Origin of the sequence: Candidatus Defluviilinea proxima (genome assembly GCA_016721115.1) — a bacterium.
GTDB classification, from domain to species: Bacteria; Chloroflexota; Anaerolineae; order Anaerolineales; family Villigracilaceae; genus Defluviilinea; species Defluviilinea proxima.
Genome location: JADKIW010000001.1, coordinates 2393708 through 2410001 on the forward strand (window position 1 = coordinate 2393708; position 16294 = coordinate 2410001).

Below are 16294 nucleotides of genomic sequence, written 5' to 3' on the forward strand. Positions count from 1 at the left end.
TGGAAATTACAGCTTTTAAGCCTTTTATTTCTCTGACTTTCTTGATCGTGTTCATCGATTCAACGTGCAGTTGGCATGAAATATTCGGTTGTCTTGTAAGCAATCTGCAAGGGGACATTTACATACTGTTAATTGCCCGTTAAATAGCAATAGATATACTGGTCCCAGTTTGGATACAGACATCATGACCACATTACGGACTCCAGTCAATCCATTTTTATTGCCCACAGGGGAGTTCCAAACGCCAGTATGTTTGGGTGACATGCCCTTGCATCGTTATCAAGTACCCATTTATACGAGAACTGAAACAGTCACTTCGTATCTGGATGTGCACCCGGAGATCCCCGGTGTGATTCTCACTGACCGAGGAAAACTTCATAGTGTTATTACCCGTTCAAGGATGTTTGAGCGTTTGGGACATCGTTATGGTGTGGAGTTGTTCCTGCGTAAACCGATCATTGAGCTGCAAATGAATCTTGGCGTCAGTGCTTACCCTGTTTCCAGTAACACTCGTATTCAAGATGCTGTCCAGATTGCGCTAAAACGTTCACCAGACGATGTATATGACCCATTCGTCGTCATATTCGATAATGATGATATGGGATTGTTGGATATACATGTCTTGTTGCTTGCACAATCTCACACATTGCAAAACGCTAATAACATCATGGGTAATCTTGCGCGTATTGAACAGGCCATCCGGTCTGATGCACCCCTTGATCACATTTTAGATTTCTCCTTGAAATCTCTGCAGAAGGTAGTTCCTTTCCATAGCGCGGCGATCCATGTTCAGGAATTGGAAGTTTTACACGGACTGCATGGTTCGATCTATCCTTTTAACCGGTCATTGTATCCAAATGATATTTTGCAAGCTGTGTTAAATATCCGTCAGACCATGCAACTTGATGATGTGACTTCTGTGCCAGCATGGGACTCATCGGCTCCTTTTCACGAGGTCCGTTCGTGGGTTGGGGCTCCGTTATTGAAACAACCTCAGGCATTTGGAGTTCTTTCGGTCATGCGCCATTCTCATTCTCCGTTTAGCAAGAATGAAATGAATGTAACCAGCGCATTTGCCGAGTTGATGAGTAAGGCCATATGTAATGTGCCTGTCAATACTGTGCCACATTCCGTACAATGGAAGAAACAATGATTTGCATCAAAGACAATCTGCAAATTTGATGTATGTTCGTGTTTGTCGATTCGGCGTGCGGTTGGCATGAAATATTCGGGCTAGTTTTGCTTTTGTAAATCAACTGGTTAAAAAAGGAACCGCCTTGAGAGACCAAGACGGTTGTTATTTAATCGTGTTTGATGATCATTCAAGGCGCAGATTGATCGCTGAGTAACTCAATAAAAGCCTCAACAGCATCAGGAAAGAAGTGTTTTCCCGATTGCGCTCGAATATAGGCTAGAACCTTTTCTTTCTTCCAGGCTTTCCGATAGGGGCGATTGGATGTGAGCGCATCATAGACATCTACTACAGCAAAGAGCCGCGCGGATAACGGAATCTCTTCCCCTTTTAGTTTACGGGGATACCCCGTCCCATCCCATTTTTCATGGTGGCAATAAGGAATATCCAATGCGGGAATAAGATAATCGATATTAGAGAGAAGCTCGTAGGCCTTCTCAGGGTGAGTTCGCATGATCGCTATCTCTGCTTTCGATAACCTGCTTGGCTTCTGTAGAATGGTATCAGGAATTGCCATCTTCCCGATATCATGCAAAAGAGCGCCTCTTCGAATATGCCCGATTTCAGATTCTGGGATGCCCATCTTTTCTGCCAGAGCAATGGTCAATCTGGTAACGCGTTGCGTATGTTCATCTGTAGCATGGTCTCGCATATCGAGCACACGGGACCATCCCTCAAGTGTCGCGTCGTAGGTGTGTGTTAGGTCGGTAACTGCCTGTTGGGCTTTTTTATACAATTGTGCATTTGCGATCGCGAGAGAAACTTCATATGAAAGTATGTAGCACAGATCAACCTCATCATTGGTAAACAGGCGAGTGTCACTTGTTGTACCGACAATGAAAACGCCGATCACATCTTCTTTCAGAAGTAATGGAAAGTAAAGGATTGAAATAAGGTGACGGGAATCAACAACGATTTTTTCGGCAGGAGAAAGTGATTCTATTCTGGCATCATAGAGATATACAGGGGATTTTGTATGAACGACATTTTCTATATGTGGATGATCCCCAAGGTATGAACTGAGTACGCCTCTTGGCATTTCAGGAGGCAGGGGTGGGGAGGTTGCTCCGAGGTGCAATATCTTGTCTTCAAGCGTATAGATTGCGCCTGTATCCAAACTAAGTGATCCGATGACACTCTCAATCGAGATCTGCAAAACCTTGGCTAAATCCAATGTGGAAGCGAGACAACTGCTGACCTTTAATAGGGTCGACAATTCTTTTGCAGATACCTGCCTGGTGATCTTCTCGTATTCTGCAAACTCAATATCTCTCATTGTTTAGGCCTCACTTACATATTGAATATACTCGTCAACTGTTCTTCTGTGGAGGGGTTTGTCAGCAGGAGTATTCTGGAGAATATTGAAGGCTTATTCTCACTACCGCGAAAACAATTCTGAAAAGAAACGCTCAATGTTGTTTAGCCATCTCTGAATCGCGTTGGTCCTTTCCCACTCTGGGATAAGTTCAGCAATGACATAGATCACACTACCCATGAGCGGGAAAATCAAAATGAGGAAGACCCAAATAAAAGGTCGCCGAGTTCGAACGGCATGGACTGCGAGTACGATCTGTAGGATAACAGTGCCAATCCCAGCAAGATATGTCATTTGCTTTGCCTTTCTTGATGCGCTCCTGTATCAATACGATATCTGCTTGTTGCGTCACGGCACTGTTGGCACTTTGAATAGCCAGCCTACTACGTAGCCAGCCAGTGCGCTCAATGTGCCGATGAGTGCCATTTCCATTCCACTGCGGAAGGGCTTGCCGACGGTTACGCGGGCTTTGTATACGCCGACTGCGAACAAGGTCAGGGCGGCGATAATGATCGAGATGATGATACTCAGATTCACGTTCAAGAAAAAGAACGGGAAGAGGGGGATGAAAGAGCCTGCCAGCGCAGAGAATCCAACCAGCATGGCAGAGTTGAAGGCTTTGGATTTCTCGGGTGGCGTTAACTGGAACTCCTCCGACATCATCACATTGACCCACACATCAGGGTTGGATGTGATGACATCCACGATCTTATCGAGCGTCTCACCTTCAAAGCCTTTTTTCCGATAAATATCGCGGATCTCTTCAACCTCTACATCTGGCGCAAGATGGATGTGGCGATACTCGCGTTCGCGCTCGCTGTGATACAGGTCATTCTCGGCCAGCGTGGATGTGTACGCAACCGCGCCCATCGAGATGGATTCAGCAAAGGTGGCCGCCAGCCCTGCCGCAATGACGATGCGCGCATCTGATGTGGCCGCCGCAACACCCAGGATGACGCCGAGGGTATTGACAAGTCCATCCTGCCCTCCAAGGATCACTTCTGAAAGACGGAACTCACCATGATGCGGATCATGATGGTCATGAAGGCGGACTTGTTCGATCAATGTGCTTTTATCTTGTTGTGTGGTTATGTTTGTCATGTGTTATTTCTTTCATTGGTTTCAACGATCCAGATACATATCATCCATAGAAAGTTCATCTTCAGCGGGCTCAAGGTGCGTGAAGACCGTGATCACTCCACCCAGTGTTGCCCGAATATCATTCTCGAAATCCTCCGCAACGTGATGCGCATCGTGGACGGTCCATTCGCCGGGTACAAGTACATGCACCGACATGAACCTGCGTGCGGCGGCTTGACGCGTACGTAAGGCATGGAAGTCCACGCCTCTTTCGCGATATTTGGCCATCACAGTCTCGATCAGCTTTTGTTCCTCTGCGGGCAAGACCTCATCCATAAGACCTGAGATCGAACGACGCACGAGCTGGAAGCCTGTCCAAACGATGTTGAGTGCTACGATGATGGCAACGATGGGGTCGAGGATTTGCCAGTTGGTGAAACCCGCAACGGCAACACCACCGATGACGCCGACGGAAGTCCACACATCGGTCATGAGGTGATGCGCATCGGCCTCCAGCGAAATGGATTGCCGTTCTTTGCCAGATTTCAACAAGATACGTGAGACGATAAAGTTGATCAGCGAAGCGACAATGGATACGACCAAGCCCAACCCTAATTGTTCGATGGGGCGCGGATCCAACAACCTTTGCACTGCCGTAACCATGATGCCGATGGCGGCGCCCAGGATCAAGATGCCCTCGGTCACGCTGGCAAAATATTCTGCCTTGCTGTGACCGTAGACGTGGTCATCGTCTGCGGGACGCGCCGCGATAATGAGCATCAACAAAGCCATGATGGCGCCAGCCAGATTGACAAGTGATTCGATGGCATCTGATAGCAAGCCGACGGAGCCTGTTAGAAAATATGCACCTGTCTTTAGTGCGATGGTTGCGACTGCCGCCGCGATGGACAACCACGCAAATTTTGTGAGGGAAGATCGGTTTTGCATTAAATCGTTGTGAGCAGATTGTTTATGAGGCATAAAACCATGATACCTGCGTAAGAAAGTATTGGGAATGGATAAAAGTCACTTTAAAAGCAAAACGGACAGTCGCTCGTGCGATTGTCCGTTTTATTTGGTTGAAATTATCCGATTAGAGGGGGCAATGCGACATCTGCAACCCCGCCCTCAGCCTGGATCGCTAAATTAGCGAGAAGCAGTTTTGTGTCACAGTAGATGCGGATGGAATCCGCTTTGAACCATTTGAAGTGGATGATGTGTACACCAAGATTTGACCTTTTCTTGCCATTGAGAAGGGTGTAACTATCATCCCACTCGACGGTGACAGTTGTATCCCATGGCGCACCCTGCACGACAATATTTTTGATGTCAAAGTGGATGTTTGGGAAAATTTGATACAACCGCTCGTACCATTGGCGTGTTACGGGCAGGGAGGTGCGCAAGCCCGAAAGAGCATGCTCGCCAATGAACCAGTGCTCGAACTTTGGCGCAAGATTGGTAAGGATCAGGTCGTATTTTCCTTCGTTGAGTTGGTCGAACACCTCACGTACTTTTGAGCGCATGATGGCGTGATACATATAACTATCCTCTTAAGCGTTTTTGTCAAACCAGAATGCCAATCCGCAGATCACAAGCGGTTCCACTATCCATGATAAGGCTGCTCCTGTTGCGGGAGGAGGCGTTTCACCGAAGAGCATCCCTGTAACGGTAAGGATAGTGAGAAATAACAAGAGTATGCCGATCCCGTAGCGGGCTAGATTGGTTTTAGGTTTGATCACCAAAAGGTAAAAGGCAAAGCCTGTTACAACAAGGGCAGTTTCCAGTGTAAGTGCGAGCGGAAGGTTGTTCCATAGTCCCAGACCGATCTTGGGTGAGCTTTCTCCCAACAGGGGAATTTCAGGGATATGTACCATCCAATCCAAGACGAAGTGTGAGAAGACCGCCAGACCCATTGCAACGCCAGCCTGATTGCGTTCTTTGGATGCCCAGCGCGGAAGTGCCATATAGGTGATCCCGAATGCAAGCACCGACCAGAAAATGGATGCGGCCAAGCCGTGCGAAAAGGGAAATATGAATGTGAGGTAGTGAAGCTGCGCGAAGTTTTCTGGAACTTGGACTTGCTCAAGACCCATCAAAATTAATATGCCGAGCAGGAAATCATGGAACAACCCCGCAAAGAAAAACCAACCGATATTTATGCGGCGTTCCATTTTTTTGAGAACAAGACCAGCGCTTAGATGTCCAACGAACATAAATTACTCCTTTTCCTGTCGTGTTGCTTTCCTACATTCCGATCCCGCGCGCCATGAACGCTGCTGAGAACATGATGACAGCCAACCCGATCACTTCCAACGTAAGCAGAATACGAGTTCGTTTGAATTCGCTGTCAGTGATCTCTGGAGCAATGTTCGCTTTCACGGTCTTGTTCCATTTTAGGTAACGGATGGTTGGATCAATGGATAGTAATCCTACGATAACGAACGCCGCCATCTTCACCCAAAAGAATGGACTTTGGGTGTAAAAGGCAGGCCCCTTTTCAAAGAAATAGACGCGTAATAAACCTACGACCAATAAAATGCCAGCCGAGATACCATATGCCATATCTGCGCGCTGGACGCGGCGCGCCTCTTCAATGGTCAAGCCTTTACGATAGGCGATGAATTCATAGATCACACTTGCCACCAACGTAAACGCGGATAGGTGATGCAGAAATGCCATGAATGCGGATGCCATACTCTTTTTCTCCTGTTAACTTTAAAGTTTTAGCGGAAAAAATATTCCGCTGTTTACGATAAAACTTGTTCCAGCCCACGCCGTGGACTTGGAAAAGACTCCTGCACGGGATACCCAATGCGGAAAGGCATGATGGCGTGCCAGTCATCATCGTTGACCAGCCCACGGACTGCTTTTGTTAAAGTGAATTCTTTGTTCAGTTGTGCTTCACGGTCAACGCGTTCGCACATTTGGTTGAGTGGTTGAAGTGCCAATCCCTGTGTTGTGCCCCACAAATGGATCCGTTGCCAGATGCGGCCGCACTCTAATCGTTGAGCATTATCTCTTCCATCTCTTACAGTCAAAATGCCGAACGCCGCAGACAGGGGGATATTGGTCTCGCGCATGTTTTTGAGGAAGATCTGGTCATTCTGTTTACGTGAGCCATCGGGCAGAAACTTTGCCGCTTGTGTGATAAATGGGCTCAGGCCCTGTGCATCAAGGGTGATGCCATCGGCGCGTTCCTGCAACTCCGACCAATCCTGTCGCCACCAGGCGTGACTGTCCAGGCTTTGTTCTTCGTCATTGATCAATGCTTCGGTGGCGGCAGTCGCTACCTGACCAAACTTTTCTTTTTCTGTTTCCTCTGCGAACCAGAATAATCGCGCGTTTTCATTTTTCACAAGGTCATTGATCATGGTCAATGTGTCAGCGGAGATGCCGCGTCTCATATCGTAAGCACTACGATTTGTATGACGGGATGGAATTACAGAATATAGTTTCGATGATTGAGGGGGAGCGGGAGAAAGGTCAAGGTGAACCGCATGTGTTTCGTTGGCAGAATCAGGCATGAGCTTAGGGGATGAGGCGAAGCCCTCCGCTTCAGCCGCTAGTATCATGTTCTCCAATGCACATCCTAATCCGATGTACATCTCACGAAGGAAGGGATCGATCACTCCGATCTGTCGGTTTGTGTCAGCGAAGAGATCAATGGTTGATGATGTGATGTGGAATATCCACGGTTGCGAATTGTGCGGGTTGGATGCAAGAATGCCCGCCGCGACAATGCGTTCAAGTGGAGTCTCTGCATCACGCCAATTTGTCCATGCTTGGTATACAGGGCCTTTGCCTGCACTGAACATGCCTTGATCGACTGCACGCCAGACCGATCCGCCCGCCGCTACAACAAATGTTGCCCCAGCGAGTTTGAGAAAATCACGACGATTGATTGGTTTCATTTTGACCTGCCTGTCTATGTTCTACTTGTTTACGTGCCTACTTCTTCAACGGATGCGACTTGTACCATGCGACTGTAGTCTTGATCGCCTCGCGCATCGGTGTGGCTTTGATGCCGAATGCCTTTTCGAATTTGCTTGAATCCACGATAAAGGGTTTCTCGAATTCATACATCATCTCGACCATTTCTTTTGCCTCAGGAATAAACAAACCACCGAACCACATCATCCCTTTGCCCATTGCGCTTATCTTTGGTTCCACGCCCGCCGCTTCAGCGATCATCTTGACCATCTCACGTTGGGTCACACGTGGGTTATCGTTCGGCACATGCCATGCTTGTCCATAGGCTTCATCGCGTTCACCTAAAGTTACCAGCGCTTTTCCGAAATCAGGAATATAGGTGTGTGTATGTGGCGCATCAATATCACCAACCAAGCCAACTGCCTTTCCATTCAATAACGGATAGAATGTCCTCTCGCCCATAGCCGCAGTGGGCAAACCCCATGCGCCAAAGAAATCTGATCCACGACCCGCAGTGACGCGCACCTTCCCTGCTCGATGTGCCTGGAACGCGGCTTTGCTGATCTCACTTCGTACTTTTCCTTTGCGCGTGTGTGCATTGTGCGGCATGTCTTCTGTCAGCGGTGTTCCGTTTGTATCCCCATACATGTATAAATTTTCAACCATCACCAACTTTGCGTCGCTGCCCGTCAAACCATCTATGATGGATTTCTGGAACGATGGGAATTTTTCCACCCATTCGTGATAGTTCGGCTGAGCGGCTTGATATACCACTTTAGCCCCTCGCGTCACTTCCTTGACCTGAGCCTGGTCATACAGATCTGAAGCCTTTACCTCCACTCCAGCAGGTATCTCTTCCATCTTCCCAGACCGATTCACCATACGGACAGATTCTCCGCGCTTGATGAGTTCTTCTGCAATTGCTCGCCCAATGGCGCCAGTTCCTAAAATAACATGAGTAGCTGACATTTACATTCTCCTTTTTGATAGACCCTAAAGGTCTCAAAGACCTTTAGGGTCTGTTTATGAGATTCCAAAAATACATGATGAAGAACGAACCTACAGATAAACAATACACTTTGATGGCGATCTCGATCAACTCGTCCGTTGTAAGGTTGAAGAGTAAACCTGTGTTGATGCCATACATCAGCGCATACAAGCCTAAAAAGATCAAACTGGAACCTGTAAGCAGACCGAACAACGATGCCTTGTCATTCCCTTGAAGCAGGAAGATGAATGCGAGAAGCGATACGACCGCGATCCATCCATCTGCCAGTGGGAAGGACATGAACCAGTTGCGATACCCCGGTACAAGTTCGGTGACCTTGAAGACGCCAGTAAAGACAGATACCCAGTAAGCGACAATTCCAAATGTAGTAAAGGCGGTTAGGCCAAGTGCAAGCTGTTTCACGCAACTTCCTTTGTGAGGCTGATTTGTTTGTTGATAGTTACAGCTTTCGGTGCACGGCGGCGATTGATGATCCATTCGGCGACGATCAAATTCGGAACCCATGAAAGCCACATCACCAGACGGTAGACTTCGACGAATAGATTATCGAAATTATTTTCGTATTTGGTTGCAAGCATGGGCAACTGGGTTGCAATCAAAATTCCCAGCCATAGGCGCAGGGTAACACCAGCGAAGGTCAAGGCGTAGTTGCGGGTCATCCAGTCGCGATGGACTTCCACGTTGCCAGTGCGGATGTTGATGTACGCCATTAAACCTGTCCACAACCAGAGAGCGGCAAGTGTCATCAAGCCGATCTCGCCGACGAGTCCTGAGATCAAGCCTGGGGCGATGATAAAAGCCGATAGTCCACCGATCAGGATCGCAGTTAGATAGATGCGTCCCATCCAGCGATGGAGAGTGGGACGTCGGTTGCGGAGTCCGCTCAAAAATTGGAAAGGCCCGATGATGAGAGCGATCCCGCCTGAAAAAGCATGGACGAATAGGCTGACGAATTTGAGGTTTGTTTCCGTTGCATAGCGCGCGGTGGCCCCGTTGAAGTTTGCTGAGTTGAGGGTTGTATATGGTCCAACGGCGGCGATGGTGATGCCGATGGCGAGAAATGCCATCAAGCCCCAGGGAAAGTGTTTGCGAAGTGAGTTCATGCGAGTCTCCAGATTAAAGGTTTATTTATCGTTTTCGATATACATGGTCTTATGCGTTGAATGGTGATGGTGGTTGTGTTCTAGGCCGTTAATATTTCTGCGAAGGTATTCTTCGTTACCAATCCAGACTACTTGCAAGGTTGACAATATCAAACCCAAAATTGCGTCCGAGGTAGGTACTGTTGGCGGCTGCAAAAACTCCCAAACCTTCCTCGGGATAAAGTTTTATAAAGCTTACAAAGGATGTTCCCTGCCCTCCATGAACAAGTGCGACACGATCTTCTTCATGGACGATGAACCATCCCAACCCAAAGTCCAGGTTGCTGATCGGCGCAGGGCTTTTTGTGACAGCGACTTGTTCCTTCTGCATCAACTCGATGTTTTCTGCAGAAAGAATACGTGTCTCGTTTAAAACACCCTTGTTGAGTACCATCATCATGAAGCGAGTCATGTCAGATGGAGAGCCGATAAGTCCCGTTGGGGCTGTCTGGTGTGAATAGATGTTGTTGAACCACAGGCGTCCGTTACGCTTCTCCTGAATGGCTCGATCCATATCAATTAACTGAGATGCCATGAAGCCCATAACGTCAATGGGATGCGATCCCGAAGCGGCACGCACCTGCATTTCTGGTGTGTAGATAAAGTGGGTATGCTCCATTCCCAAAGGTTTCAGGATATTGTCAACAACATACTCTTCATACGATTGTTGGGACACCGATTCAATGACCGCCGACAGTACGATATAACCAATATTGGAATATTGTCCCTCCGTGCCTGGCTCGTAAACCAGTTTGCTATAGCGCGGAAGAATTTCTTTCAAAAATTCTGTCTGGTTCAGGGTGGGATCGCCGTCGTAATGGATCCAGCCCAGTATCTCGTTTCCTGCATCGGGCATGCCCGAACTGTGACTCAAGAGATGTTGAATCGTGATCTGCTGGCTGGCAGTGGATGGATACTCAACCTGAAAGAACGGAAGATACTTTGTGACAGGGTCTTGAATGTTGAGAAGTCCCTGCTCCTGGAGTTGTAGTGTGGCGATCACAGTGAACATTTTGCTTATTGACCACCAATGGTAGACAGTATCAGGTGTGGCAGGGATGCTGTTGAGGCTGTCTGATGTTCCAAATCCCTTTTCGTATTTAATGACACCGTCCTTGACCACAACAATGGACATCCCAGGCGGATCGCCAAACTCGATCAATTCATTTACATACTCTTCAAATTCTGCAACATTATTAACTTGCTGTGGAGGCTTTGGTGCGTAGAGAAATTTCGGACGATAGTAAAAAACGATCGCAAATACCAGACCGATCACAACTGCCAAACCGATAAGAAAATAAGTTAGAATGCCGTTCATTTTATTTGACCTTTTCATTGTTATAAAATCCTGACCGCTAAAGTTAGAAAAAATAAATTTTTTTGCCTTGTATTCTTTAATAGCTCTGATGGATCAATGTATATGTTTTAGAGAATGTTTCTTATGTAAACAGTCAAAGCATGTGAGAGATGAAAAGCAACAAAAATAATTGATATGGCGATGTACATCCATGACCGATACGGTGACGAAAAATAAAGAGTGCTGCCGATCAACCCTATGCCGACCAGCCAGATCAACGGGGTATAGGCTGGAGCTAAAAAGCCGATGGCGCTCAAACTCCATACGCTTTGCGGAAAATACATCTGCGCCAACCATGCGGTAAAGTAAATCCCTGTTCCAATGATGTATAACCATAAGCCAAGCTTTTGAGTTTGCGTTTTGATCCGCAAAGGCATCAAAAGAGGAAGGATGAAAACAATTAACCTAAAAAAGTTTTCACCGTTTGTGATGAGGGATGGAATATCCTTTTCAAAGATATCTGCCAAATACGCCCGCGGCAATTTGCTGGCAAAGATCACATTCCATGCCATGATGGGCAGGAGGAGCAACATACAGTTCAATATGTAGTTCGTGATGGATGCTGGCTTCACGGACCTTATTCCTTGATAAATTGCTGTATGAGGGATTTCAGCTCAAACAGATACAAGTCATTACCGCTTGGACCGAAGAGGGGCATATTGTTAGATATTTCAAGCGAGACGATGCCATGCACGCGCGACCAGACGATCATTGCAACAGATATTGACAATGAGTCCACGTCGCCGCCAAACTTTTTCCATGTTTCAAAATAGTCGAGATATTCCTTCTGTACCTCGGGAAATTTATCTACCTTCAATTTGCCTGTCACACGTAATTTTTCAATAATGCTTACTGGCGCACTCAGGGAGCGAGCCGCAGAAGGCAGGACCTCCATTAACGGTGCTTCGTAGCCCGGAATAGGCGTACCGAAAATCAATTGGTACCGCTGTGGATAGGTACGTGCCCAATTGCGGTATGCCAAACCAATTGCCATCAGGCGAGCAGTGTTGTCATCCTCTTCTACAGCATCTCGCGCTTCGATTTGCGAATCTCCAAAGGATGTATATGCGTCGATGATGAGCGCAGTGACCAATGCATCTCTGTCTGGAAAGTAGTTGTAGATGGCAGGGGCCGTGATCTTCAAAGCACGGGCAATAGCTCTCAGCGAAAGGGCAGGGGCACCGAACTCAGCGATCTGCTTCCAGGCAGTTTCCTTGATGGCTTCTTGAAGATTGGCGATCTGTTTTTTCTTTGTAGGTCTGACCATGTTGACTCCTTATTTACTATACACTGTAAATATACAGTGTATAGTTATTTAAGTCAAGAGGCGAAATAAAGTGAACTTCGAGATTTTGAAAGCTGGACTATTGGTTCTGTGGGAAAACTGCTTCTTGAATCTGGCGATTCAAAATGCTATACTCTCTCCAATTAGTCCACATTCGCCAATGGAGGAAGCAATGCGCAAGTCAACTCGTACATTTGTTACGTTCGTTGTTCTACTGGTTCTACTTTCTACATTGACAGGTACCGCTTTCGCCGCACCTGCCGCACAAGCCAAATGGACGGTGATGGTCTACATCTCAGGGGATAACAATCTTGAAGATTATGTTGTAAAAGATATTGAGTTGGAACTTGCGCCCATTGGTTCAAGTGCTAATGTACAAATAGTCGCATTGGCAGATCGTGCGCCCGGTTATGATACAAGCCGTGGAGATTGGCAGACGACAAAGCTCTACCACGTCACACCTGGCATGATCGCTGACTCTGCCAGCGCAGTTGCAGATTGGGGCGAGAAGAATATGGGGGAGGCGCAAACGCTGACCGAATTTGTTACATGGTCAAAGACTAATTACCCCGCCGATCATTACGCGTTATATTTTTGGGGACATGGCTGGAATTGGCATCCCGGTTATGTGATGCAGGATGACACAAATGCCGATACGCTTGATTATGAAGAGATGAAAGCCATCATCCCATCACTTGGTTTTATCGATGTGGTCGGATACGATGGCTGTAACATGGCGTCCATTGAAGTCTTCAAACTTTGGCATACTCATGCCACAGTGGTTGCCAGTTCACAGGAATATGTTGGTTGGGACGGCATTGAGTATGATATTGTGCTGGCACAATTAGCCGCCAATCCAAACATGACCGCTGATCAGGTGGCGATAGCTACCAGTCAGAGCGCTTCTAATGACAAGACCTGGTCTGCTGTGGCTGTCGATGGGCGTTTGACTACCCTACTTACTGCCGTGGATCAATGGTCCGTCGCTTTGAAGAATGGACTCACTGCCAACCGCTCCAAATATGCCAAGGCGTTTACTGCGACTCGGAGCATGTGGCAGGCGCCAATGGATGATGATCTGTACGATATGGCCTATGAAATTAATCGTAATGTGACGGACGCCAATATCAAGGCCAAGAGTCAGGCAGTGATGAATGCATTTGCTTCCGTGGTCTTACACGAACGTCATGTGAACGCTTATTCGGATGTACATGGTATTTCGATCTATCTTATTACGAAAGCATCTCAAAAGGATTCAAACTATACGTACTATCGAACCCTGGATTTTGCTCTGACTACAGGTTGGGATGAGTTCTTGGATGCATACGCAAAGTAGATAAGCCGCAGGTAGAATCAAAAAGGACATCAGAGCTAAAAACCCTGATGTCCTTTTTGATTCTTAGATCGTATCAAGGACGTTGATACACACGCACGTAATCTACTAATAATTGTTGTGGGAAGATGTCGGAGCCATCAGGGTAGCCTGGCCAACCGCCTCCCACGGCTACGTTCAGGATGATAAAGAAGGGATGATCAAAGACCCATTCCCCGGGCACATCCGCTTTGGTGACTTTGAATGTTTGCGCCTCATCAATATACCAGCGGATTTCAGCCGGTTCCCATTCAATTGCGTATACATGAAAATCGCTTTGCAAGGATCCCTGTGGCAGATCGGTATGTGTGCCTATACCTTTCGCGGCGGAATAACCGGGTCCATGCACGGTGTTGTAAACAGTGTTCGGTTCTTTGCCGATCAATTCCATGATGTCGATCTCGCCGCTATTGGGCCAGATCGTCGTTTTGTCGATATTATCGCCAAGCATCCAAAAGGCGGGCCAAATACCCTGTCCTTGCGGAAGTTTCATCCGCCCTTCGATACGCCCATATTGCCAGGCTTGCAGGTCTTGGGTCTTGATGCGTGCAGATGTGTAACCGAATTTGCCGGTTTCATCTGCGCGTGCTTCAATGACCAGATTGCCGTTCTCAACGCGCGCATTTTCAGTGCGGTTCGTGTATTCTTCCAATTCTGCATTGCCCCAACCGTTCGCACCGAGATCAAATTTCCAATTGCTCAAATCAAGCGCGTCGCCATTGAACTCATCCTGCCAGATCAAATTCCAACCGTTTCGTTCGCTTTCTGGAGTTGGGCTTGGTTGTGGGGTGGATGTGGGCGGTATCGGCGTGGGAGTTACACAGGCTGATACCGCTAGGATAACTAATACAGTGAAGTAAAGTTTTTTTAGCACGATGGTTTCCTTAGGCGTTATTGTATTACACCCAACTTCTTTCCAACTTTAGCGAATGCATCCAGACCTTTACCGAGGTCATCATTATCATGCGCAGCGGAGATCATGACTCGAATACGAGCCTTGCCTTTTGGTACAGTGGGGAACCCGATGGACATAGCAAAGACGCCTTCTTCAAATAGCTCACGGCTAAATTGTTGTGCCAATGGTGCTTCACCGAGCATGACGGGTGTGATGGGTGTTTCGCTGACACCCGTGTCAAACCCGAGTTTCTTCATTTCCTCTTTGAAGTATTTGGCATTAGCCCAGAGCTTGTCCACGAGTTCGGTGGATTCTTCGAGCAGGTCAACTGCCGCCAGACATGCCGCTGCATCGGGTGCGGTGACAGCAGAGGAGAACAAGAACGGTCGTCCGCGTTGACGCAGCCATTCAACGATCTCTTTTTTGCCCGCAACGATACCTCCCACAACGCCGAATGCTTTCGACATCGTGCCGACTTCGATGTCAATTTTTCCATGCAAACCGAAGTGATCCACGATGCCACGTCCGCCTTTGCCGAGAACACCTTCGCCGTGTGCGTCATCCACCATAAATAGAATATCGTACTTCTTGGCAACTTCATACAGGGCAGGGAGGGGGGCGATATCGCCGTCCATGCTGAAGACGCCATCAGTGATGATCAAGGCTCGGCGGAAGTTTGAAGCGTGTTCTTTGATCGCGTCCTCTAAAGCGCTAGCGTCGTTATGTTCATACGCGACGATCTTCGCTCCCGAGAGTCGACATCCATCAATGATCGATGCATGGTTCAGACGGTCAGAAAAGATCACGTCGTCTTTGCCAACCAACGCCGAGATAGTTCCGAGATTGGCCGTGAAGCCCGATTGAAACGTGATGACATCTTCGGCCCCTTTGAACTTGGCGAGTCGCTGTTCGAGTTGGATGTGCAGATCGGTTGTGCCAGCAATGGTACGCACTGCGGCAGGGCCAACGCCATATTTCTTCGTCGCATCCTTTGCGGCTTCCACGAGCCTTGGGTGATTCGCCAAACCGAGATAATTGTTCGAACAAAAGTTGAGAGCGTTCTTTCCATCCACTGTAATCCACGCACCTTGTGCCGAGCCGATCGTGCGGATGCGGTTGTATAACCCCTGTTCTTTCAAGCCGTCAATTTCCTGTGTGAGCCAATCAAGTTTGGACATGGAAACTCCTGTGATTATATTGTTCCGGTGGTTGAGTAGGGCTGAGCGCTTTTCTCAGCCTGTATCGAAACCACCACTTTCATGTGTACTTGTTATTGCTGGTTTCGATACGCTCGCAAAAAACGCTCGCTACTCAACCAGCGATTTTCTATTTTCATTATAGTCATTAAACAAAAAACGACTGTCACAACCTTTCAGTGACAGTCGCCGTGTTCTAAAAATCTTTCAAAGTTAGTGGTCTTGGTTGCTTGCCATCTATATCTTTAATGCCGTATTCCAGCGCCTCTTGTGCCGCTACCAATACTTGTCCGCTCTTCTTCATGATCTTCGGGTCATTCGCCAAAGCAGTGACCACTCGACCAATGAATTGCGGGGACTCAGAGTTACTCATATCGAAGTGCTTCGCGTTGCGCATGACCGACTCGGTTCGTACCAAGCCTGGATATAAAGAAACGACCGCCACTTTGAACTTTTTCAATTCATGTGCCATGTATTCGGTCATCTTGTCCACTGCAACCTTCTTAGTCAGCGAACCCATT

General features: G+C 47.6%; 19 protein-coding genes. 2 read left to right on the forward strand and 17 right to left on the reverse strand.

Annotation, left to right across the window (positions count from 1 at the left end):
- Window positions 1–184: 184 nt before the first annotated feature.
- A complete protein-coding gene (locus IPP66_11140) occupies window positions 185–1153 on the forward strand; it encodes a GAF domain-containing protein (GenBank protein ID MBK9925835.1) in 969 nt (322 codons plus the stop codon).
- Between the two features lie 169 nt (window positions 1154–1322).
- Here IPP66_11140 and IPP66_11145 read toward each other — a convergent pair whose 3' ends face one another.
- The 14 genes from IPP66_11145 to IPP66_11210 all read right to left on the reverse strand — a co-directional run bounded on the left by IPP66_11145 (window position 1323) and on the right by IPP66_11210 (window position 12292).
- Entirely contained in the window at window positions 1323–2468 is a 1146-nt protein-coding gene (locus IPP66_11145; protein ID MBK9925836.1) for an HD domain-containing protein, read from the reverse strand.
- Between the two features lie 102 nt (window positions 2469–2570).
- The gene (locus IPP66_11150; GenBank protein ID MBK9925837.1) at window positions 2571–2801 is read right to left on the reverse strand and encodes a hypothetical protein; all 231 of its coding nucleotides are present in this window, start codon (window positions 2799–2801) and stop codon (window positions 2571–2573) included.
- A gap of 54 nt (window positions 2802–2855) precedes the next feature.
- A complete protein-coding gene (locus tag IPP66_11155; GenBank protein ID MBK9925838.1) occupies window positions 2856–3608 on the reverse strand; it encodes a VIT1/CCC1 transporter family protein in 753 nt (250 codons plus the stop codon).
- Window positions 3609–3629: 21 nt separating this feature from the next.
- A complete protein-coding gene (locus IPP66_11160) occupies window positions 3630–4535 on the reverse strand; it encodes a cation transporter (GenBank protein ID MBK9925839.1) in 906 nt (301 codons plus the stop codon).
- 137 nt (window positions 4536–4672) lie between these two features.
- Window positions 4673–5125, reverse strand: a complete 453-nt coding sequence (locus tag IPP66_11165) for a nuclear transport factor 2 family protein (protein ID MBK9925840.1) — start codon at window positions 5123–5125, stop codon at window positions 4673–4675.
- A 12-nt stretch (window positions 5126–5137) separates the two neighbouring features.
- On the reverse strand, window positions 5138–5800 hold the full coding sequence (locus tag IPP66_11170; protein ID MBK9925841.1) for a hypothetical protein: 663 nt from the start codon (window positions 5798–5800) through the stop codon (window positions 5138–5140).
- 31 nt (window positions 5801–5831) lie between these two features.
- Window positions 5832–6281 (reverse strand): DUF2214 family protein, encoded by a 450-nt coding sequence (locus IPP66_11175; GenBank protein MBK9925842.1) that lies wholly within the window; start codon window positions 6279–6281, stop codon window positions 5832–5834.
- A gap of 53 nt (window positions 6282–6334) precedes the next feature.
- Complete coding sequence (locus IPP66_11180) at window positions 6335–7498, reverse strand: twin-arginine translocation signal domain-containing protein (GenBank protein MBK9925843.1); 1164 nt, start codon at window positions 7496–7498, stop codon at window positions 6335–6337.
- A gap of 37 nt (window positions 7499–7535) precedes the next feature.
- Window positions 7536–8486 (reverse strand): NAD(P)H-binding protein, encoded by a 951-nt coding sequence (locus IPP66_11185; GenBank protein ID MBK9925844.1) that lies wholly within the window; start codon window positions 8484–8486, stop codon window positions 7536–7538.
- 43 nt (window positions 8487–8529) lie between these two features.
- Window positions 8530–8928 carry a hypothetical protein gene (locus tag IPP66_11190; GenBank protein MBK9925845.1) on the reverse strand — a complete coding sequence of 133 codons (399 nt, stop codon included), beginning with the start codon at window positions 8926–8928 and terminating at the stop codon, window positions 8530–8532.
- The gene (locus IPP66_11195; GenBank protein MBK9925846.1) at window positions 8925–9629 is read right to left on the reverse strand and encodes a DUF2306 domain-containing protein; all 705 of its coding nucleotides are present in this window, start codon (window positions 9627–9629) and stop codon (window positions 8925–8927) included. Before IPP66_11195 ends, IPP66_11190 begins: the two co-directional genes overlap by 4 nt.
- Before the next feature lie 115 nt (window positions 9630–9744).
- Window positions 9745–11004 (reverse strand): beta-lactamase family protein, encoded by a 1260-nt coding sequence (locus IPP66_11200; GenBank protein ID MBK9925847.1) that lies wholly within the window; start codon window positions 11002–11004, stop codon window positions 9745–9747.
- Window positions 11005–11093: 89 nt separating this feature from the next.
- Window positions 11094–11597 (reverse strand): hypothetical protein, encoded by a 504-nt coding sequence (locus IPP66_11205; protein ID MBK9925848.1) that lies wholly within the window; start codon window positions 11595–11597, stop codon window positions 11094–11096.
- 5 nt (window positions 11598–11602) lie between these two features.
- A complete protein-coding gene (locus tag IPP66_11210; protein MBK9925849.1) occupies window positions 11603–12292 on the reverse strand; it encodes a TetR/AcrR family transcriptional regulator in 690 nt (229 codons plus the stop codon).
- A 190-nt stretch (window positions 12293–12482) separates the two neighbouring features.
- Between IPP66_11210 and IPP66_11215 the strand changes: the two genes are divergently transcribed.
- Window positions 12483–13646, forward strand: a complete 1164-nt coding sequence (locus tag IPP66_11215) for a hypothetical protein (GenBank protein ID MBK9925850.1) — start codon at window positions 12483–12485, stop codon at window positions 13644–13646.
- A gap of 73 nt (window positions 13647–13719) precedes the next feature.
- Here the strand turns inward: IPP66_11215 and IPP66_11220 are convergent, their stop codons facing one another.
- The 3 genes from IPP66_11220 to IPP66_11230 all read right to left on the reverse strand — a co-directional run bounded on the left by IPP66_11220 (window position 13720) and on the right by IPP66_11230 (window position 16293).
- Window positions 13720–14523 carry a glycoside hydrolase family 16 protein gene (locus IPP66_11220; protein MBK9925851.1) on the reverse strand — a complete coding sequence of 268 codons (804 nt, stop codon included), beginning with the start codon at window positions 14521–14523 and terminating at the stop codon, window positions 13720–13722.
- Between the two features lie 50 nt (window positions 14524–14573).
- Window positions 14574–15755 carry a glycine C-acetyltransferase gene (locus IPP66_11225; GenBank protein ID MBK9925852.1) on the reverse strand — a complete coding sequence of 394 codons (1182 nt, stop codon included), beginning with the start codon at window positions 15753–15755 and terminating at the stop codon, window positions 14574–14576.
- 214 nt (window positions 15756–15969) lie between these two features.
- Window positions 15970–16293 (reverse strand): hypothetical protein, encoded by a 324-nt coding sequence (locus tag IPP66_11230; protein MBK9925853.1) that lies wholly within the window; start codon window positions 16291–16293, stop codon window positions 15970–15972.
- Window position 16294 lies beyond the last annotated feature (1 nt).